Below are 20,447 nucleotides of genomic sequence, written 5' to 3'. Positions count from 1 at the left end.
TCCTTACCATCCATACAATATGTTAGATATAAGCTAAAGGATATGATGTTATGCTCTTCTATACTGGATTATTACTGCTAGTCATTGCTGTAAGCTTAGATGGATTTGGTGTAGGTGTTTCATACGGTATGAGAAAAATTCGTGTACCAATGACTGCATTAAGTATCATCATGCTTTGCTCTGGAATTGTTGTACTAACATCTATGCTACTAGGAAATATGATTAGTTCCTTTATTTCATCAGATATGGCCAATATAATTGGCGGTTCGATTTTAATTACCTTGGGGTTGTTTTCATTAATCAATACCATTCGTTCGCAAATCCAAAAAGAGGATGCGGTCGAGGCTTCGATAGAGGAATCTACGAATAAGTTTCATAGTCTTAAAACTGTCCTTACAACACCTGATCAAGCGGACCTAGATAAATCCGGTATCATTTCAGCAAGTGAGGCATTCCTATTAGGAACCGCTTTAGCGTTAGATGCTTTTGGAGCTGGTATAGGTGCTGCAATTATTGGGTATTCGGCAATTCTAACAGCTATACTCATTGCATTGATGAGCGGTATATTTGTCCATTATGGAATAAAAATTGGTGTGATTTTATCCCATAATAAGCGTATGCGGCGAATGTCATTTATTCCGCCAGCGCTTTTAATTGCGCTAGGGATATTAAATTTAATATAAGTAAAAATCTTCTTTGTTTAAAGCGTTTTTCTCATAGTATGTCACTATTGATGTCGAATGCGAAGTAACCGGAAATGATGGTTGGTGCTTTATTACCCGCTCCGAAAATACACTTCGCTTTCCGCGGGCGGCTGGTGAGCTTCCTCGTACTGTCGCACTGCGGGATCTCACCGATGCCTTTGCTCCCCCAGGAGTCTTCGTGTATTTTCTCCGCTATGATTTTGCTCTTTAATTTATAAAATAACTTGTTTTAGTCTAGTGATTGGAGCGCAGACGGTTCCTCAAAAATTCTTCCAACGATGTAAAGCTGTCGAAGTATTCCTTGGGCCTGCGATTACTTGGCCCACCGAAAACCTTTGTCCTGTGGGAACACCACGTGCTTGAATACCTCGCATTGATGCGCCTAAATCTGATAGTATCACTTTGAAGCATAGTTCCTCTCTGCAAGGGAAAAGAAGTATATTCAAGATGTTCTCTTGCTGAAGCCGTGTCCGCGGCAAAGTAGACACTGTGAAAGTGACTGCCCGAAGCGTAAATCACGTTGCTGTTACTTGGTCCTCTCTTGCTTGTTTACTAGGCAATAAGTTACTGCGCTTTCTACATCCAATACTCCTTAAAGTTCGTTGCATGAAAGAAGTAACAATCCTTTTACTAAACAGCCATGATTAACAAATAGGATTTTTTACAATGCCTTCACCAGGCCACCATCTACCAGAAGAGATTGTCCTGAAATATACGTATTCGCGCCACTTCCTAAAAACACTACTGCACGCGCAAATTCCTCTGGGTTTCCATATCGTTTCATAGGAATTGCCTGCTCTGCACTTCTCTTAACTTCATCCAACGACACACCTAATTTATCCGCTCTTACTTGATTTAATTCTACAATGCGATCCGTTTCAATTGTTCCAGGTCCAACCGCGTTTATTAAAATATGATCCTGCCCAAATTCTTGAGCTAGACTTTTCGTCAACCCAGCAACACCTGGACGGATAGAATTGGACAATAATAACTGATCAAGACTTTGCTTCATGGATGAGGAAGCCAAATTCACAATATGTCCACGCTTTTGTTTCTTCATAAATGGTACAACCTCACGAATTGTTCGAACAAAGCTTAGTAAATTTAATTCAAATGCACGGTACCAATCATCATCTGTCATATCAAAAAAGCTCCCAGCTGGTGGCCCACCAGCATTATTAATTAAAACATCGACAGTCCCATTCCATGATACTGCTTTAGCTACCAATTGCTTAATATCTTCTGGATTTTTCATATTACATACAATATATTCTACATTCTCATTGCCTGTTTCTTGCTTTATGTCATCTAAAGTTGTTTGTAACGACGGTTCATTTCTACTACTAATTAAAACATGTGCTCCTTCACTAGCATATGCAGTTGCCACTGCTTTTCCAAGTCCTTTACTAGCTGCGGTAACGATTACTGATTTTCCTTTTAGCTTCAGATCCATACGTTTCCTCCTTAAAGAAAAAATCTCCCTTCTATTATAGAAGGAAGACAATAATAATTAAACTTACTTATACCGCACATGTATATTATTCTTTTTATAAGTCTTCTTTTGAAATTCTATAACCTCCATCGATAGTGCTAAGTACCGGGAATTAAAAAGATCAGAAAAATGATTCTCGATTGCTTGAAAAAGTGTATCACACGAACGCTTCAGAACCTCTTCAGATCTTCCAGCACCGATTTTTAATGAAACATGGACAAAGGCATCATCTTCTCCTGTCCCATCAGCGATCACATAGTCATGTACTTCTATTGCACGAGAGCGTATTCCTCCAATCGGAAATACATCTCCTTGTTCAATTAATGTTCTGTTTATTGTTTTAAGTAGGTTAGGAATATCGCCATCATCTCTCAAATTAGCAGTATATTCGATTATGATATGTGGCATTGGCTTCAGCTCCTTATCTATTGAATACGTGATCCCCTACAATCGTATTTCTAAGTGCACCAATTCCTTCTATCTCCGTAACAACTTCATCTCCCTCACGAACATTAACTGTTCCCTTAGGAGTTCCTGTCAAAATAACATCATTTTCATGTAACGTCATAAAGCTACTTAAATACTCGATTAGATACGGTATATCAAAAACCATATCCTTTGTGGACCCCTCTTGTTTTAGTTCCCCATTTACGTATGTCCGTAAAAAAAGATTCATTGGGTTAGGAATCGATTCCTTATCTACTACATATGGCCCAATAGGTGTTAGGGTGTCACGGTTTTTCACTGCTAGATTTGGTCGATAATAGTTTTCTAAATAATCCCGAATTGCATAATCATTCGCTACCGTATATCCCGCTACATACTCATATGCTTCCGCTTGCTTAATATTACGAGCCTCCTTACCAATAATAACTGCTAACTCACATTCATAGTGCATCGTTTCCACACCACTTGGTCTGCGTGTTTGACCATTATGCCCCAGTAATGAGTTAGGTCCTTTTATAAAAACTAACGGCTCATCCGGTGCTTTAAAGCTAATTTCTGAAGCATGGTCTGCGTAATTTAACCCAAGCGCAAAAATAGTCCCCGCTTCTACTGGTGGTAGCCAGATAACCGCATCGGAATCTACTATTCTCCCATCACGAAGCTGTAATTTCCCCTCTACTTCCCATGCATCATGTATGCCACCAAAACAAGCAACACGGGCCTGCTTCATAAACGACCACCTCCAACATCAGCCACAAAAGTGTTTTCTAAGCATCCAATTTGGTCAATTTCAATACGAACCGTATCACCAGCCGTTGCTGTTGGAGGATTATGTGGAACACCTACTAGTAGCATATCCCCTTTAAATAAGGTCATAAACTCCGTAACATCTGCTAATAGTTTTGGAATTGGTCGTACAAGATCATTTAAATTTTGCACTTGTACTAACTCATCATTTATAAATGTCCAAACCATTAACTGTTCTGGGTTGGGAACTTCTCTTTTTTCCATGATCCATGGACCAACTGGACAAAAGCCATCACGAACTTTATTTTTTATATTTGGTCGATAAAAATTATCATGAGGGACAGTCACATCGTTTACAACGGTATATCCTTCTACATAATTAAGTGCTTCTTGTTCGGAAATATTGGTTGCATTTCTCCCGATCACGATTCCAAGTGTTGCATTGATTTGTACTTCTTTCACATCAGAAGGCAACTGAACTTCATGAAGGTGTGCATTGATTGTGTTTCTCGGCTTCACATACAATATTGGCCTATTTGGCTCAGCTTGATATGGCTCTTGTTTGAATTTGCTATTCATTGCATCTAGTTGTTCTTTAAAATTAAAAATAGTTCCATAAACCGTTCCTGTAACAGGTGATTGCCATGATATCTCATCATCTTTGTATCGTTTTCCGTTCCAAATAATTTGTGAATCATTCATACGAATGTTTTCTGTATTAGATGACCCACAAACTCTTGCTTTTCCTTGATACATAAATGTTTTCACCTCTACTCTCAAGTCAATTCCAACATAAGCCTATTTGGGTTTTCAATTAACTCATTGAATCGATTTGTAAATCGAACTGCATAAGCTCCATCAGCAACACGGTGATCAAAGGACAAGGACATGGTCATGATAGAACGTACAGCTATTTGATTATCTTCTATAACTACAGGGGTCTTTTTGGTCTTATGAAAGGCGATAATACCCGTTTGTGGATGATTGATAATCGGTGTTGCAGCTGTCCCTCCTAACGGGCCAACATTACTAATCGTAAACGTTCCACCTCTTATTTCTTGTACTGTAAGCTTTCCTTCCTGTGCTTTCTTTGTTAATTCCTTCATTTCGCTATGAATCTCACGAAGGTTTTTTCGATCGACATCACGAAGTACCGGAACGAGTAACCCATTAGTTGTGTCTGTCGCTAGTCCAATATGGTAGTTCTTATGTAGTCTAATCACATCATTTTCTTCATCTAATTGTGCATTAAATATTGGAAAATCCTTTAATGTTATAGCTATTGCTTTTAAGAAAAAGGCTACAATAGATATATTCTCCCCCGTATCTTTTAACTCCCGTCGAAGCTTCATTAAGTTCGTTACATCCGCTTCATCAAAATGAGTTACATGTGGAATAGTGGATAGGGATGTAGTCATCTTTTGAGCGATTTGTTTACGAATTCCAGTAAAAGGAATGGTATCTGTTTCGCTTATTTCTATAGAATCATTTACTTGTGAAGCTACCGATTGAGCTTTTTCTTCTGTTTTCGTAGATTGTGATTGTTGCTTGCGAATATAATTAAAAATATCTTCATCTAATACTCTTCCTGCTGGCCCAGAACCTTGTACTTTTTCAATATCCACATCATTCTCCCGTGCAATCCTTCTTGTGTGTGGTGCTGCAATAATTCGTTTCGGGGGTTTTTTTGCTTCCTGTTGCTTGTGTGCTTGGAAAACTTCAGGTTTTTCTGGGGTCGAGATTGCAGCTGAAACCTCTTTTTCAGAGCTGGCATTCATTTCTTTTCCATCATCAATCTCCAAAATTGGTGTACCAATCGTTACCGTTGTACCTACCTCGTGATGAATTGCCTTTACCGTACCAGTTGCTGGTGATGGGATTTCGGCAACCATTTTATCCGTTTGCATTTCAACAAGAGGTTGATCGACTGAGACTCGATCCCCTACACTCACAAAATAATTAATGATTTCCCCTTCATTCATCCCTTCACCAATATCATGGAATTTTACTTCAACCATGCCTTCACCTCACTACTCCTTGATTTGCCATTTTGGACTTCTCGTGCGAGTAAAGAAATTATTCCGTTTTAGTTGTTGCTCTAATCGGTTTTGACATTTACGATTCGCTGCCTCTAACGTTGTTATCACATCTAGATTGGCTTGTTCATAGATTTCTAGTAATGACTGATAAATTGCCTTCGTTTTCAGTAGGACTCTTTCTTTATTTGGTCCGTACAATTCATCCGCTACTTGAATTAGTCCACCAGCATTTACGATATAATCTGGAGCATACAGGATTCCCCTATCATGTAATTCTTTTGCATGAAGATTGTCTTTTAGTTGATTATTTGCTGAACCTACTACAGCTTTAACCTGTAACCTTGGAATTGTTTGATCATTTACGATTCCCCCCATTGCACAAGGAACAAAAATATCTGCCTCTACTTTATAAATCTCATCACTATTTACTACTGTAACCGTCGTACCCAATTCAGATGCCTTGGTTTGAATCGATTGAATCACTTCTTCATAAATATCTGTCACAATTACTTTTGCCCCTGCCTGTAGTAATTGCTCAGCAACTTTATAACCAACCTTTCCAAGTCCCTGGATGGCATAGGTTCTCCCATGTAAATGATCACTTCCAAACAAAAACTTATTCGTTGCCATTAATCCATATATCACACCTTGTGCAGTTGGTACCGATGAGTCTCCACTTCCACCATATTCCTCTGGAATTCCATTAATAAAATTGGTTTCCTTTGATGCTTGCACGAAGTCATCCATCGTTGTCCCCATATCTGTCCCTGTATAAAATCTCCCATTCAATGAATCTACAAATTGACCAAATGCGCGGAACAATGCAGCTGATTTATCCTTTTTAGGATCTCCAATAATGACTGCTTTTCCACCGCCAAAATCAATATCAGCAGCAGCACATTTGTGAGTCATTCCTTCAGATAAGCGCAACACATCATCCAATGCATCATCTACGGAAGCGTACGGATACATTCTAGTTCCACCAAGAGCAGGTCCTAAGGTTGTATTGTGAATGGCGATAATTGCTTGTAAACCAGTTGCAGGATCATTACAAAAAACAACCTGTTCGTGTCCCACAATCTTTTGAAACATATCTTGTTCGACTTGTGAATTGTTTACCAGCTGTTGGTTCACGGTGAAATCCCTCCATTTCATTATCTAGCAGACAGTGCGCTAGAACTCCAAGTATGGTACTCTAGCGCAATGTTCAATCAGCTAATCTATTAAACTACCCCGTTAAGGTCACTCATTTGACGGTACTTACCTTCATAAAATGCTAACGGTTCACCTTCTGTAACAGAAATATCCGTTACCTCGCCAATATATAGTGTATGGTCACCAGCAGTTACCGAATCATATACTTCACAGGTTAAATTTGCTAGTGAATCCTTTATTGTTGGCATATCATTAAACCAATTAAATTCAACATCTCTTGCTTCTTTATCTTGCCCAGCAAAATAGGCTGAAACATCTTTTTGGTCTTCGCTAAGAATACTTACCGCAAACTTATTTGACTTATTGATAAAATTAATCATCGTTGCTTTTTCATCAATCGAGATCAACACGAGCTTTGGATTTAATGAAACAGACATAAACGCATTAGCAGTCATCCCGTGTATATCCTCACCGTGCTTTGTTGTTACAACAGTGACCCCTGTGGCAAACTTTCCCATTGCCGTTCGAAATGTTTGATCATTCATGTAGTAAACCTCCTCCGTTATATCTATATGACAAAAGTTGGCTTATGCTGCTTTAATTTACCAGGTTTTTGACCTACTTCCTCCCCCGTAAACACATCTAATACAGCTGATGCCTCGTTGAACCAGCTATCAGGTGCTGCATGGCCCCAAAATGTTTGTCGCATTGGATCATTGATATCCCAACGAATTGGTTTAAAATCTGGATCACTCGTTAAATAATCTCCACTATATAGCTCGATACGGTGTCCATCCGGATCACGTAAATAGAGGAAGAAAGCATTGGATAAACCATGTCTTCCTGGCCCACGTTCAATTGCTTCTCCATATCCCATTGATGCGAGCACATCGCATGTATGAATTAAGGAAAGTTGGTCTGGTAGCCAAAAACCGATATGATGAAGTCTTGGCCCAAGCCCATTCATAAAAGCAACATCATGCACATTTTGTTTTCGATGCAACCAAGCAGCCCATATATTTCCTTCGGGTGTGTCTGTGTATTCCGAGCAAGTAAAACCGAAATTCTTCTGATAAAAATTATACGCTTCCTCCACATCAGGAACGCCACAGTTGAAGTGGTCAATCCGCTGCATCCTTGACCCTTTATAGAGGTCATAGCGTTGTAACAAGCGTTCCATTGGTTCCATTTCCGCAAAAAACTCAAGTGGTAACCCGGAATTATCCTGTACTCTTAACGTTCTACCGACAGCATGTTGTTCACCCTTTTCCAACCACTTTGTTGGATAGCCCTTTTCTTCTAACATTTTTGATAACGCTTCCAAATCTGCTTCGGATGAAACTTTGTATCCCAAGGCTTCTACTGCAGGTTCGTCAGCTTTTTTTAAGACAAGGCTATGATGCGTATGCTCTTCTAGACCACGGAGATAGATATGATCATCATCTGACTCTGTTTCAATGAACCCAAGTGCGTCAACATAAAACTTACGCGATGCATCTAAGTCACGAACATGCAGAATTGCTCTTGCACATCGAATAATATTAAAGTCCATGATTCCTCCCCCTTTGATTAATAGATTAGGTAAATGTGATTGTTCACCTTTTAGGTTGGATCGCTCAACTTTTCGGTTGGATCGCTCAACTTTTTGGTCGGGTCGATCGACTTTTTGGTTGAGTTGCTCAACTTTTCGGTTGGGTCGCTCAACTTTTTGGTCGGGTCGATCGACTTTTCGGTTAAGTTGTTCGACTTCCTTAAACACGTACTCCGTTAGACTTCTTCAAAAAGTTATCTACATAATCCTTATAAACGTCTTTATCATAATTATCAAAGTAAGTCATTCCCATTTTTATTGGGTCGCCAAAGAAGTAATATTCATAATGCGTTTGGCGACTACCAAAGGCACTCATCGTCATATCCCATGCTAGACGGAATAATTGTACACGCTCATACCCTTCTAGATTTTTACCTTGTAATCCACGATGGATTATTGGTCCGATCTCATCATGATTGAAATCATCTTGAGTTGGTATTCCCATTAAACCAGATGCACCAATAATACGAACAATTTCTGTTAGTCTAGGATAAATACGTGGATACCAGTTACGAGCAGCGTCTAGTGCTTCATATTCAGGTGTCATTGTCCCAGAATTATCGAGTTTTGCATTATGCTCGGCGCGATATAGATGAGAACGCATCGCCTCCAACGTAAGCATAATTTCAGTGCCCTTGTCTTTTACATGTTGGAATTGGTCAATACCGATAGCATCCATAATCTGAAGTGCAACACCAAGGACGAATTCCGTTTTTACGATGTTCTTAGCTACAACTTGATGTGCCATGTGTACGACGGCATTTGTTTCACGGAAGGTTCGATTACAAACGGATGAGTTACCACAAACAAAAACTCGTTCCCAGGGTACAAACACATTTTCAAATGAAACGATAGCATCCCCTTCTTCAAATCGTGCACTTAATGGATGATCCCAATCATTTTTTCCGTAATCAAATGATTCACGACTAATATATTTTAGTCCTGGCGTATTATTCGGAATAGCAAATGCTAGCGAATACGGATCATCTAGCTCACCAGCCTTTTTCACGGTTGATGGGAAAACAAGGATTTCATCGGTAATTCCACCTTGTGTTGCAAGCAAACGAATACCATCCACAATAATTCCATCTTCACGTTCCTCAACTAAGTGCAAAGCAACATTGGCATCTTTTTGCTGATGCTGCATTTTCGCACGGTTAACTTGCGGATGGATTAACGTATGGGTTAAGCTGATATCATTTTCCCGAGCATATTCATAATAATTACGTGCATTTTCAGCGAACCTTGGATCACCTTCTGCAAATAAACTATTATTCATCCCCATCGCCATCACTTCTGCATTTAAATAGTCTGGGGAGCGTCCCATCATACCGCCAGAAGTTCTAGCCCATTCTGTAATAGCCTCTCTACGAGCAATCAAATCCTCTATTGATTTGGGTTGTAAAAATGTCATCCCCACTTTATTTCCAGTAGTAGGAGAAGTATATAGCATTTTATCTTGCTTTTCGTATTGTAGATCATATAAATGTGCCATGGATCGTATCACATTTTTAAAAGCAGAATGTTCGGTGACATCCTCCACCCTTTCTCCGTGAATATAAACATTATTGTTCGCTTCTTTTAATCGTTCGATATACTGTTTACCTGTTTTTGCTGGCATGATATTTTCCCTCCTTAATTTTTCTTCTTTCCAAATTGTGGTATGTGATGATCGCCTATGGCTACATGGATTGCCTTTGGTTCGGTATAAAATTCAAAGATCGCAAAATGTCCACCTTCGCGTCCGATACCACTTGCTTTCATCCCACCAAATGGAATCCGCAAATCTCGAACATTTTGAGAGTTAACCCATAACATACCGGAATCAATTGCCTGTGCTACACGGTGTCCCCGCTTGATATCATTTGTCCAAACATATCCTGCAAGACCATAGTCCACATCATTGGCCATTTCGATTACTTCTGCTTCTGTCTCAAACTCAATAACAGCCATGACTGGTCCAAAAATTTCTTCCTGGCAAACCTTCATATCATTTTTGGCATTTAATAAAAGTGTTGGTGGAACGAAATTTCCTGCCTCTAAATCATCCGGTACCGTACCTTGGATGACTTCGCAGCCTTCTTCTTTCGCTAACTCTATATAACTAGTAACCTTTTGAAAATGACCTTGATCAATTAACGGACCGAGCTCAGTTGAATTATTCATTGGATCTCCAATTTGGATGTTCTGAACGCGTTCCTTTAAAGCAGAAACAAATTTTTCTTTTACGTTTTTATGCAAAAACACACGGGAATTTGCCGTACAACGCTCACCATTAAAGGAGAATATGCCCCAAACTGCTGCATCTAATGCTTCTTCAATATTGGCATCATCAAAAACAATTAATGGCGACTTCCCACCAAGTTCCATTGATGTCTTCTTTAACGAATCAGCGCTATTTTTTAAGATCCGCTTACCAGTAGTTGTTTCCCCAGTGAAGGAAATAGCCTTTACCTTATCATGTTTAACAAGTGCTTCACCGGCTGTTTCTCCAAATCCGTGAACTACGTTAAATACACCTTTTGGTAATTCCGCTTTATGAATAATAGTTGCTAATACATTCGCGGATAATGGTGACAATTCAGCCGGCTTTAAAATAACCGTATTTCCCGTTGCTAATGCTGGTGCCACTTTCCAGGTTAATAACATAAATGGGGCATTCCATGGTGTAATTAGCCCAACTGCACCTAAAGGCTGATAAACGGTATAGTTCATAAATTCATCATCTACTTGGTAGGTATCACCATGCATTCTTGCTTGCACCATTCTAGAATAAAAGCGAAAATTTTCTGCTCCACGGGCAGCCATTTTCCTCGTTTGACTAATAGGTAAACCTGAATCTAGTGACTCTAAATAAGCAATTTCTTCTGCTTCCTCCTCAATCAGGTCAGCAATTTTTTCGATATACTTCATTCGCTCCTTAAGCTTCATCGATCCCCAAGAGCCATTTCGAAAAGCTTCATCTGCTGCGACTACTGCTTTTTCAATATCATTCTTATCGCCTTTAGCTACCAGATTCGTAACTTGATTTGTAAAAGGATTTTTGTTCTCAAATTGTTCTCCGCTAGTTGCATTCAAAAATTCCCCATTTATGTAGAGCTGTACATTCTCTACCTGTTTATGTTCCATATAATCACCCTCTTATAAGAAATCTTAGTTTGCGCTAATATCCTCTTTAATTAATTGATAGGATGTTAATGTTTCGCGAATTTCAGCCTGTATTTCCTCTGACGGAACATCCAGTGGTTTTCTTAATATTGGTTTCACTTTCCCCATCATTCCTAACGCAGCTTTTGCAGGTGCTGGGTTTGTATCCCGGAATAAGACATCATTTAACGGCATCATTTCATAATGCAAAGCTTGCGCACCCTTTACATCGCCTGCTTCCCATTTGTTATAGATTTCAGCCACTTCTCTTGGGGCGATATTAGCTGTGGCGCTTATATGCCCTGCACCTCCAATTGCAAGCATTGGATAACAAAGTACTTCAATACCTGAATATAGATTAAAATTACGACCACAATGTAAGAGGACTTTATTTACATGTTCAAAATCTTTGTTGGATTCCTTTACACCGATTATATTCGGACAATCCTCTGCTAACCTAGAGATTGTAATCGCTTCCAAATTTATTGCAGTTCGTCCAGGAATGTTATATAAAATGATTGGAATGTCTACAGAATCAGCAATTGCTTTGAAATGTTTGTATAAGGCGTGTTGGTTTGGTTTATTGTAGTATGGGACAATGACCATTGCACCGTCAGCTCCCATTTCTTGTGCAGCTTTCGTCATACGGAGTGTTTCTTGGTGGTTAGTAGAACCAGTACCTGGAAGAAAAGGAACTCTCCCATTAACGGTTTTACATGCAGTTTCCATTACTTCAATTCTCTCATCAATAGACATGGAACTGGGTTCCCCTGATGTTCCAGTTACAGATATTCCATGACTCCCACTATGAATTTGCCAATTAATTAGTTCCTTAAATTTCTCAAAATCGATACTTTCATCCTCATTAAATGGAGTGATTACCGGAGCGATCGATCCTCTAAATCGCTGCTTCGCCTCTTCATATGCCATTTTTTCCCCTCCAACTAATTTAATTACTATAAATTTTCTGAACAATTAAATCATATATGATTTCACATACAATGTCAACGGGGAAAAATTCCTATATTTAGAACTACAGCGCAAGCGCCCCAGATATAGAAGTACAGTCTGGACCTGCGCTCACTCGTCATTCTCTAGATTCAGCATTATCTTTGATTATTCAGCATTTCGAGGAATAATTCAGCATTTCAAGCAGTTAATTCAGTATTTCCGAGATTTATTCAGCACATCTAGTCAATAATTCAGTATTTCGTATCTAGCTACCTTTTGATTGACGTGACTGTTTTTAAAAATTTGACATTCGCAAAGTCTTTATGGTGACTGCCCGTTACATTGATGCAGCATATGAAACCTATCAGTAAAAAAGAGAACCAGTTCTAGTTCTCTCTTAGGATGAAATATTTGTTTCTAGTTGATTTTTACGACGCTGTTCAAAGTTTTCGGCTGTTCTAATTTTATGCTCTCTCGCTAATATTTCCAGTTCTTTTATACTTCCTGTTTCTAGATAGGAAATTATTTGGTCATGTTCTTGAATGGATTCTTTTACTCGTAAAGAATAAAGCATGGAACCTGCACCACGGATAGCATCAAGTCTATTCCACGTGTTTCTGATTGACTCTAACAAATAAGCATTCGGACATTCTTCACAAATCATCTTATGGAAATCTGCATTTAATTTGCTGAACCGAATGATATCAAAATCCTCTAATGCCTCCTCCATTCGTTTGTTCTGTTCTTTAAGCTGGTTGATCTTTTCTGGAGTAATAGACTCTGCAGTTAATGCTGTAGCATATCCCTCTAATACCGCTAAGACACGTAACGTATCCGAGTAATCCGATTCATTTACTTCAGCTACTACTGGACCAACATTACGTTTGTAAAAAATCAACCGCTCTGCCTCAAGCTGTCGTATCGCTTCTCGAACTGGGATGGAACTTGTTTGCATCTCCTTTGCGATTTGGTCAATGACAATTCGTTGTCCTGGTACATATTCACGTTCTATAATTCTACCCTTTAAAACTCGATATACTTTTTGTTGTTTGTTTTCATTTTTCATAATAAATTTATCATATATAAAATAATATATGATGTCAATATTATCTGAAAATTTATTGAGTTAAGTAATTACGTTCAATAACAAGGTTACGGAAATGATGCTGAATAAGGTAGTTACTAATGTAATACTAGAGACCAAGTCAGGCTCTGTATCAAATTCAATGGCATACATAGTCGTTGTAGCTGCACTAGGCATTGCTGCTACAATCAGTATTACTGCACCAATTACCGGATCTACATGTAACAGTTGAATAAAACCAAAAGCTAGTAGTGGTGAAATAATCATTCGAATAGATAGTCCAGATATAATTACTTGCCAATTGAATTTAATCGATGTAATCGAGGCAAGTTGCATTCCTAACATAACCATCATAATTGGTATTGCTGCTCCACCTAGCATGGAAAGGGTCGAATAGACAGATTCTGGTATTTCCCAGGCAATGTTTTGTAGAATAAAGGCGAAAACCACAGCATATGTTGCTGGTAATTTCAAGATAGTTATTAGTGCCCGCTTATACCCACTCTTGTCCCTCGAAGCATAATAGACTCCAAATGCATTCATAAATATGGTTTGAATTACCATAAAAAAGACTGCGTAAGGAAGTGCTTCATCCCCTATTGCAAATAGAATAACTGGTACACCATAATTTCCTGCATTCATAAATGCTGATGTGAGTATAGAAGCACTTTCCACCGACTGTGACCATTTAAAGATATGTCTTAGTATCTTGTTTAATAAGATCATCATTATGAGCAAGAAGAAAGCAAAAACTAGCAATATTGTATAACTCTTATCAAATGTTGCTTCGTATAATTGTGTAAAAACCAATGCCGGTAGAAAAATGTATATAGACATTGATGCTATCGACTTTACATCTAATAAGCGTATTCGTTGTAATATATATCCAGCACCAAACACAGCTATAATTGGTAAAATCACATTTAAAAATATCCCCATGATGACATCTCCAATATTTTAATAATATATATTAGTCTATCATAATGCCTTTTATTTCTTCGAGAGAGTGGCTTAGCACTTATGTATTTTTCCCCTTAGCCTATATTGTATTACGTCCACAATTTTCTAAACATCCCCTTGACATCTATATGTATATATTGTATATAATGTATATATACAATTATTAGATAAGGGGTTACGAAATGAATATTCTTATTTCAAGTAGTGGCAAAGAGCCTCTTTTCCAACAGATCAAGGAGCAAATTAAACAACAAATTTTTTCTGGAGAATTAAAGGAAGGTGATGCCCTCCCGTCCATGCGTTTGTTAGCAAAAGAACTCAAAGTGAGTGTCATAACTACCAAACGTGCATATGAAGATCTAGAGAAAGAGGGGTATTTGGTTTCAGCAGTTGGAAAGGGAACATTTATAGCCGGTCAGCAGCCTCATGTATTAAAAGAGTGGCAAATAAGAGAGCTTGAAAATGATTTAGAAAAGGTCGTTTTAGAAGCGAAACGGCTTGGTTTATCCAAGGCCGAGTTAACGGAGTTGCTAGATATTTATTTTGAAGGGGATGTATAGAATGAATACAGTTGAGTTTCTAAATGTTACAAAGCGAAGAAAAGATTTTGCAATAGAAGATTTAAACCTTACCATTCCACAAGGTTATGTCACAGGTTTTATAGGACCAAATGGTAGTGGAAAGACAACTACTATTCAAATGATGATGAATATTTTACAAGTAGATGAAGGTGATATAAAGCTGTTTGGAACCTCTCATAAGGATCATAAAGTTAAGCAAAAAATTGGTTTTGTATATGATGAGCTTTTTATGTACGAGGATTTTACGGTTAATAATATGAAGTCCTTTATTGCACCACTTTATAATACTTGGAATGAGGAGTTATTCCAGAAATACGTTCAGAAATTTGATCTCCCCTTAAGAAAAAAGATCAAGAAATTATCTAAGGGGATGAAAATGAAAGTTTCCTTATTGTTCGCGTTGGCACATGAGCCAGAATTCATTGTTATGGATGAACCTACTTCTGGACTAGATCCTTTGTTCCGTAGAGAGCTTTTAGATATATTGCAAGAAATGATGCTAAAAGAAAACCAAACAATCTTTCTATCGACACATATCACAACTGATCTTGACAGAATTGCGGATCATATTATTTTCATCCATAAAGGGAAGATTCTTTTCCAAAAGAGTATGGATGATGTAAAAGAAAATTATTATGTTATTAAAGGCCGGCTAGATATTATTGACATGGATACAAAAGAACTATTCATTGGGGTTGATGAAACCGATGTTGGATTTACAGCTTTATTTGAGGGCGATCCAACTATTTTTGAACCCTTTGGCAATGATATTGTCATTGAAAAAGCAACATTGGAAGATATTATGTTTTACATGACAAGGAAGGAGAATTCAAATTATGGCTCACCTATTACGGAAGGAACTACAATTAACTAAGCTCTATATCTTATTTTTTATACTTCTAATTCCATTTACATATGGGATGAATGTACAAATAACCGGTATAACTATTTGGATTATGATCGGTTTTATGATAATGATGTTTTATTCTGATAGTTTAAATGAGGTTTACCGTTACATTGTAAGTGTACCTATTAAGCGAGATCAAATCGTATGTACTAGATATATATTTTTATTAATTCTCAGTGGAGGATTTTCACTCTACCTTTGGTTAATAGACTATGTTGCACATATTGGATTACCCTTTCTCGAAAAGGAATCACTATCGGGAATCAATATCTTTAGTCTATTTACGTTAATTTCCATTATTTTTTCAGCTTCCATTCCATTGTTTTATTATATAAAAAGCTTTCATAGGGCCATGACAGTATATATGGTTCTTGTAATTATCGTTGCATTTTTTACAGCGATAATAACCTTTAATCCATTAATTACTTTTGATAATGCGATCATACATTTCGTTCATTCGATTATAGAAATCCAACCTTTTATCATTTTAGGATCGTTCTCCATGTTATGTTTATTTGTATCGTATAAGTTTTCAGCTTGGATTTTTATAAGAAGAGATATTATATAGGTGGTGAGAAAACATGATTAGTTTAATCAAACGAGATATTTTAATATCTAAAGCGGCGCTTACGACAGCAGTTTTTTTAATACCTATAGCATATTTTATAACAATTCCACCCATCTACACTAGTGTCGGATTGATATTGCCCGTATTAATAGTTGGAATCTTTTTTTTAGATCATCGTGCTCAAATGAACAAATTTATAAAAAGTTTACCAGTGTTGGAGAAACAAATTGTGCAAAGCAGATTTTTAGGGATATTTTTGTTATGGGTTTCAGTCGTTTTTTATCAATTCTTAGTTGGTAATATTATCGGTGCAATATCTTCTACTCCAAGATATATTTATGACTGGATCGATATTCTAACAGTAATTTGCCTAGGGTTAATGATGAAAGCTTTGTTTATACCTATCTATTACTTTTTTAAATCTTTCACAACTGCATCTACCCTTATATTTATCTTGTATATGGGAATTCTCTATAGCTCTTTCAGCCCATTAATAGATATTTTGGGAATGGATGACTATATTCTTTTTAATGATTTAGATCAAGGAATTGTGCCATTAGTGGAAACATATATACCAACTTACCCCTTTTTTGTATTAGCATTAGGTTCAATAAGTATTTATTTCCTATCTATGAAATTATCTCAACGTATCTTTGTAAATAAAGATTATTAAGATCAATTAGGAGCTGAAAATGAAGGGGATTCATTATCATTATGCTGCTAGTTCATCTGTTGAAATACTAAATATGATACTACTTACACAATTTCCAAAACAATCCTTGATAACAAGTAATAGGATGAAGTCGTATTGGAAGGAAAAGTACGTAACTAGCCATATTTGACAAATTTTAGTATTCATGAGATTATAGTAAAGTTACTAAAGTAACATATAAGTGTTCTGGCATTCTACAATGTTTTTGTTGATGCTTATTCACACTGGCGCGACTACAGGGTCGCAAGGACGTAAGAGCAGGTAGGGCTTACGTTGCTTAAGTTAGAGAACATCCGGTGGAACATGTACCGCGGTTAGATAGTGAAATTCTAAAAGCTCGGCCAGCGTTAACCGAGTATAAAAAGATTAGATAACAGTTACCCAGCTTTCAAGAAGCTGCAATTTAGGGAATTTCCAATCCTGATTTATTCAGGACTTAATAATATTAAAACTTACGTGTTACTTTATAAACAAAAGGGGTACTCTTTTAGTAAGGGGTGCCCCTTTTCCAATACATAAATAAAGGAAGGATAATTATGCAAGCATTACCAATTGGAACGATTCAAACGATGGTCGTTGACCGAAAAATCGATACAGGATATGTATTAAAAAAAGACATGCATGAGGTTCTATTACATCATAATGAGACAGAACATGAATTGGAAGTCGATCAGGCGATAGAGGCATTTTTGTACCAAGATAAAAAAGGAAACACGATCGCAACAACAAAACTACCGTCGATTGTCCTGGATGAATATGGTTGGGCTGATGTTGTAGAAGTCATTCCTAACCTAGGAGCATTTGTCGATATAGGGACAACGAAACAAATCCTAGTATCCAAAGATGATCTTCCACTTCTTGAAAAGGTTTGGCCACAGGATGGTGATAAGCTTTACGTAACATTAGGAAAAGACCGTAAAGGCCGATTACTTGCTATTCCAGCAACAGACGGCGTAATAGGTAGGATTTATGAGGTTGCCCCTAGTGAAATGCTTAATAATCAAATTAGTGGACGCATTTATCATACGAGTAAAGAGGGTTCAGCCTTTATTACTGAGGAAAACTATCGAGGGTTTATCCACCATACAGAGCGTAAAGAAGAACCACGACTTGGGGAGCTTGTTCATGGGCGAGTAATTGAAGTTAAAGAAGATGGTACATTAAATGTATCCCTTCGACCACTAAAGCAGCACGGAATGGTTGAAGATGCAGAACAAATTCTAAATCACTTAAAAGAAAATGGTGGCATGATTCCATTTCATGATAAAAGTGATCCCGATGATATTCGTGGTACATTTAATATAAGTAAGGCAGCTTTTAAACGTGCACTTGGAAAGTTAATGAAAGAAGGAAAGATTGAACAACGGGACGGGAAAACATATCTAAAGGAATAAAAAGAGCAGAAAATCGCTCTTTTTATTCCTCTTCCCGTGCATACACATCATTTACCGTTGTAACAAAAAATCCGAATAAGGAAGCAAATAAACAAGCTATTCCCCATCCTCCTAATCCTGCACCCATGATTTCTACTTTTCCCATTGCTAATGCAGCAAGTAAAAATACCAATCCACTCACAAATAAGACAAGACAAGGAAAATAATAAGCATACGCCGCGTTTCGAAACATCTTGATTAGTAAAAAGCCACAAACGATTGCTAATGCCGCTAACACTGCGCTAATCGTGATAACAGATTGCACCAAATCCACTATCTCACCCCATTCTAAAGATTTTTAATATTACAATTAAATACAGTCTACAAGTCGAACATCATGAAGTCAATGGAACATCACGTATTAATATCCTATTATTTTTGTAAAAAAATCTTGACTCAAATAATATATTTGTAATTATTAGAATATTAATATTAACAATAAAGGGAAGTTAATAACTCTTTCCACCTCTTAAATGAAAGCGTTTTAATTTCCTTTTAAATAATATTATTTGAAAGGAGAATTACATGAAGAAAAGTTTTATTTATCAAATTGTTGGTGCATTTATATTAGCCGTAGCTGTTGGGTTAATCTTTGGTGACTCAGCAAGCCATGTTGCACCGCTTGGGGATCTATTTTTACGTCTTATTATGTTTATCATTGTACCATTGGTCCTCTCTACCATTATCGTTGGAGTAACCAGTGCAGGGGACGTAAAAAAACTCGGTCGTTTAGGTGGAAAAACAATATCGTATTATTTAGTAACTAGTTTCATAGCCATCTCCATTGGACTAATTGCTGGCTATGTATTTCAACCAGGATCTGGGGTTGATGTAACACTAAATGAAGAAGCTGTCCCTTCCGCTGAAACCCAAGGTGTTGTAGAAACGTTATTGAATATTATTCCCACCAATCCAATTGAAGCATTAACTACAGGTAGCATGCTGCAGATTATCTTCTTTGCTCTCTTCTTAGGAATTGGTATTAAGTTAGTTGGTGAAAAAGCAAATCCTGTTCAACGATTCTTCGAAGGTTTAGCTGAAATCATGTACAAAATTACTGGCATCATTATGAAGCTAGTTCCAATCGGTATCTTTGGTTTACTTGCACCTATTGTTGGTGAGTACGGAGCAGCCGTCTTATTACCACTCATAAAATTGATATTAGCATTACTTGTCGCGTGTATTGTTCATGTAGCAATTGTTTACGGAACTGCAGTTAAAACACTTGGAAAAATTAATCCGATCCAGTTTTTTAAAGGAATCTTCCCTGCAGCTACTGTTGCGTTTAGTACATGTAGTAGCTCTGGAACATTACCTGTAACAATGAAAAACACCCAGGAAAATCTTGGAGTTTCCAAGGAAACAAGTAGCTTTGTCCTGCCTTTAGGAGCAACCATTAATATGGATGGAACAGCACTGTACCAAGGTATTGCTGTTGTATTTATTGCGCAATACTTCGGTGAGTCACTGTCGTTTGCTCAAATTTTAACTGTTGCTTTAATTGCTACACTTGCTTCCATTGGTGCAGCAGGAGTGCCTGGTGCAGGTATGGTTATGTTAATCATGGTTCTAACTGCTGTTATTTTACCTTTAGAAGGCATTGCATTGATTGCAGGTGTCGATCGCATTCTCGATATGATGCGCACCTCTGTCAATGTTATGGGTGACGCTACAGCTAGCGCGGTTGTAGACGCCTCGGAGAAAAAACGACAATCTGCTGCATAAAGTGATTCTTAAATCAGTGGGCTCATACTGTCCGTTATTTGTAGGATAAACGAAGAAGCTTAGATAAAAGTGTATCATCAATGGAAAATCAGAACTAATTAGTTCTGATTTTCTTCTGAGATATGCTCGTAAGCTTCTTGATCCACACTCCATGGAAATAGGTGTGAGTCGAAACGAAAACCACTTATGCTGCACCTCCCTATC

The 20,447-nt window shown here is 37.5% G+C and carries 21 protein-coding genes; 7 read left to right on the top strand and 14 right to left on the bottom strand.

The genetic code is table 11. From position 1 onward, the window contains the following. Positions 1 to 50: 50 nt before the first annotated feature. A complete protein-coding gene (gene ytaF / locus GMD78_RS11515) occupies positions 51 to 683 on the top strand; it encodes a sporulation membrane protein YtaF (RefSeq protein ID WP_155668963.1) in 633 nt (210 codons plus the stop codon). Positions 684 to 1,365: 682 nt separating this feature from the next. Here the strand turns inward: ytaF and GMD78_RS11510 are convergent. The 13 genes from GMD78_RS11510 to GMD78_RS11450 all read right to left on the bottom strand — a co-directional run bounded on the left by GMD78_RS11510 (position 1,366) and on the right by GMD78_RS11450 (position 14,296). After that, positions 1,366 to 2,157 (bottom strand): SDR family oxidoreductase, encoded by a 792-nt coding sequence (locus tag GMD78_RS11510; RefSeq protein ID WP_155668962.1) that lies wholly within the window; start codon positions 2,155 to 2,157, stop codon positions 1,366 to 1,368. 63 nt (positions 2,158 to 2,220) lie between these two features. Next, complete coding sequence (locus GMD78_RS11505) at positions 2,221 to 2,604, bottom strand: 5-carboxymethyl-2-hydroxymuconate Delta-isomerase (protein WP_155668961.1); 384 nt, start codon at positions 2,602 to 2,604, stop codon at positions 2,221 to 2,223. Positions 2,605 to 2,617: 13 nt separating this feature from the next. Continuing rightward, entirely contained in the window at positions 2,618 to 3,373 is a 756-nt protein-coding gene (locus tag GMD78_RS11500) for a fumarylacetoacetate hydrolase family protein (protein WP_155668960.1), read from the bottom strand. After that, complete coding sequence (locus GMD78_RS11495) at positions 3,370 to 4,146, bottom strand: fumarylacetoacetate hydrolase family protein (protein ID WP_155668959.1); 777 nt, start codon at positions 4,144 to 4,146, stop codon at positions 3,370 to 3,372. Before GMD78_RS11495 ends, GMD78_RS11500 begins: the two co-directional genes overlap by 4 nt. A 20-nt stretch (positions 4,147 to 4,166) precedes the next feature. Further along, positions 4,167 to 5,408 carry a dihydrolipoamide acetyltransferase family protein gene (locus GMD78_RS11490; protein ID WP_155668958.1) on the bottom strand — a complete coding sequence of 414 codons (1,242 nt, stop codon included), beginning with the start codon at positions 5,406 to 5,408 and terminating at the stop codon, positions 4,167 to 4,169. Between the two features lie 12 nt (positions 5,409 to 5,420). Then, a complete protein-coding gene (locus tag GMD78_RS11485) occupies positions 5,421 to 6,521 on the bottom strand; it encodes a Leu/Phe/Val dehydrogenase (RefSeq protein ID WP_246187645.1) in 1,101 nt (366 codons plus the stop codon). Positions 6,522 to 6,652: 131 nt separating this feature from the next. Further along, the gene (locus GMD78_RS11480; RefSeq protein ID WP_155668956.1) at positions 6,653 to 7,129 is read right to left on the bottom strand and encodes a flavin reductase family protein; all 477 of its coding nucleotides are present in this window, start codon (positions 7,127 to 7,129) and stop codon (positions 6,653 to 6,655) included. Positions 7,130 to 7,152: 23 nt separating this feature from the next. Then, the gene (gene hpaD / locus GMD78_RS11475) at positions 7,153 to 8,136 is read right to left on the bottom strand and encodes a 3,4-dihydroxyphenylacetate 2,3-dioxygenase (protein ID WP_155669044.1); all 984 of its coding nucleotides are present in this window, start codon (positions 8,134 to 8,136) and stop codon (positions 7,153 to 7,155) included. 199 nt (positions 8,137 to 8,335) lie between these two features. Next, entirely contained in the window at positions 8,336 to 9,796 is a 1,461-nt protein-coding gene (gene hpaB, locus GMD78_RS11470) for a 4-hydroxyphenylacetate 3-monooxygenase, oxygenase component (protein WP_155668955.1), read from the bottom strand. A 14-nt stretch (positions 9,797 to 9,810) separates the two neighbouring features. Continuing rightward, on the bottom strand, positions 9,811 to 11,304 hold the full coding sequence (gene hpaE, locus GMD78_RS11465) for a 5-carboxymethyl-2-hydroxymuconate semialdehyde dehydrogenase (protein ID WP_155668954.1): 1,494 nt from the start codon (positions 11,302 to 11,304) through the stop codon (positions 9,811 to 9,813). 24 nt (positions 11,305 to 11,328) lie between these two features. After that, on the bottom strand, positions 11,329 to 12,252 hold the full coding sequence (gene hpaI, locus GMD78_RS11460) for a 2,4-dihydroxyhept-2-ene-1,7-dioic acid aldolase (RefSeq protein ID WP_155668953.1): 924 nt from the start codon (positions 12,250 to 12,252) through the stop codon (positions 11,329 to 11,331). 418 nt (positions 12,253 to 12,670) lie between these two features. Next, a complete protein-coding gene (locus GMD78_RS11455; protein ID WP_155668952.1) occupies positions 12,671 to 13,339 on the bottom strand; it encodes a GntR family transcriptional regulator in 669 nt (222 codons plus the stop codon). 60 nt (positions 13,340 to 13,399) lie between these two features. Beyond that, positions 13,400 to 14,296 (bottom strand): AEC family transporter, encoded by an 897-nt coding sequence (locus tag GMD78_RS11450; protein ID WP_155668951.1) that lies wholly within the window; start codon positions 14,294 to 14,296, stop codon positions 13,400 to 13,402. A gap of 203 nt (positions 14,297 to 14,499) precedes the next feature. Here GMD78_RS11450 and GMD78_RS11445 point away from each other — a divergent pair, with 203 nt between their 5' ends. From GMD78_RS11445 to GMD78_RS11425, 5 genes are all read left to right on the top strand, one after another. Next, positions 14,500 to 14,877, top strand: coding sequence for a GntR family transcriptional regulator (locus GMD78_RS11445; RefSeq protein ID WP_155668950.1), 378 nt, complete (start codon positions 14,500 to 14,502; stop codon positions 14,875 to 14,877). A gap of 1 nt (position 14,878) precedes the next feature. Further along, positions 14,879 to 15,772 (top strand): ABC transporter ATP-binding protein, encoded by an 894-nt coding sequence (locus tag GMD78_RS11440; RefSeq protein WP_155668949.1) that lies wholly within the window; start codon positions 14,879 to 14,881, stop codon positions 15,770 to 15,772. Further along, positions 15,735 to 16,373: an ABC-2 transporter permease gene (locus tag GMD78_RS11435; protein ID WP_155668948.1), complete on the top strand. Its 639-nt coding sequence runs from the start codon at positions 15,735 to 15,737 to the stop codon at positions 16,371 to 16,373. The genes GMD78_RS11440 and GMD78_RS11435 overlap by 38 nt, the downstream gene beginning before the upstream one ends. 13 nt (positions 16,374 to 16,386) lie before the next feature. Then, positions 16,387 to 17,046: an ABC-2 transporter permease gene (locus tag GMD78_RS11430; RefSeq protein ID WP_155668947.1), complete on the top strand. Its 660-nt coding sequence runs from the start codon at positions 16,387 to 16,389 to the stop codon at positions 17,044 to 17,046. 575 nt (positions 17,047 to 17,621) lie between these two features. After that, on the top strand, positions 17,622 to 18,479 hold the full coding sequence (locus tag GMD78_RS11425) for a CvfB family protein (RefSeq protein WP_155668946.1): 858 nt from the start codon (positions 17,622 to 17,624) through the stop codon (positions 18,477 to 18,479). Between the two features lie 22 nt (positions 18,480 to 18,501). Here the strand turns inward: GMD78_RS11425 and GMD78_RS11420 are convergent, their stop codons facing one another. Continuing rightward, on the bottom strand, positions 18,502 to 18,792 hold the full coding sequence (locus tag GMD78_RS11420; RefSeq protein ID WP_155668945.1) for a hypothetical protein: 291 nt from the start codon (positions 18,790 to 18,792) through the stop codon (positions 18,502 to 18,504). Positions 18,793 to 19,043: 251 nt separating this feature from the next. Here GMD78_RS11420 and GMD78_RS11415 point away from each other — a divergent pair, with 251 nt between their 5' ends. After that, positions 19,044 to 20,243 (top strand): dicarboxylate/amino acid:cation symporter, encoded by a 1,200-nt coding sequence (locus GMD78_RS11415; RefSeq protein ID WP_155668944.1) that lies wholly within the window; start codon positions 19,044 to 19,046, stop codon positions 20,241 to 20,243. The last annotated feature ends 204 nt before the right edge of the window (positions 20,244 to 20,447 follow it).

Source organism: Ornithinibacillus caprae, from assembly GCF_009728145.1.
Lineage (GTDB): Bacteria > Bacillota > Bacilli > Bacillales > Amphibacillaceae > Ornithinibacillus > Ornithinibacillus caprae.
This window is presented reverse-complemented; position numbering and strand designations above follow the sequence as displayed.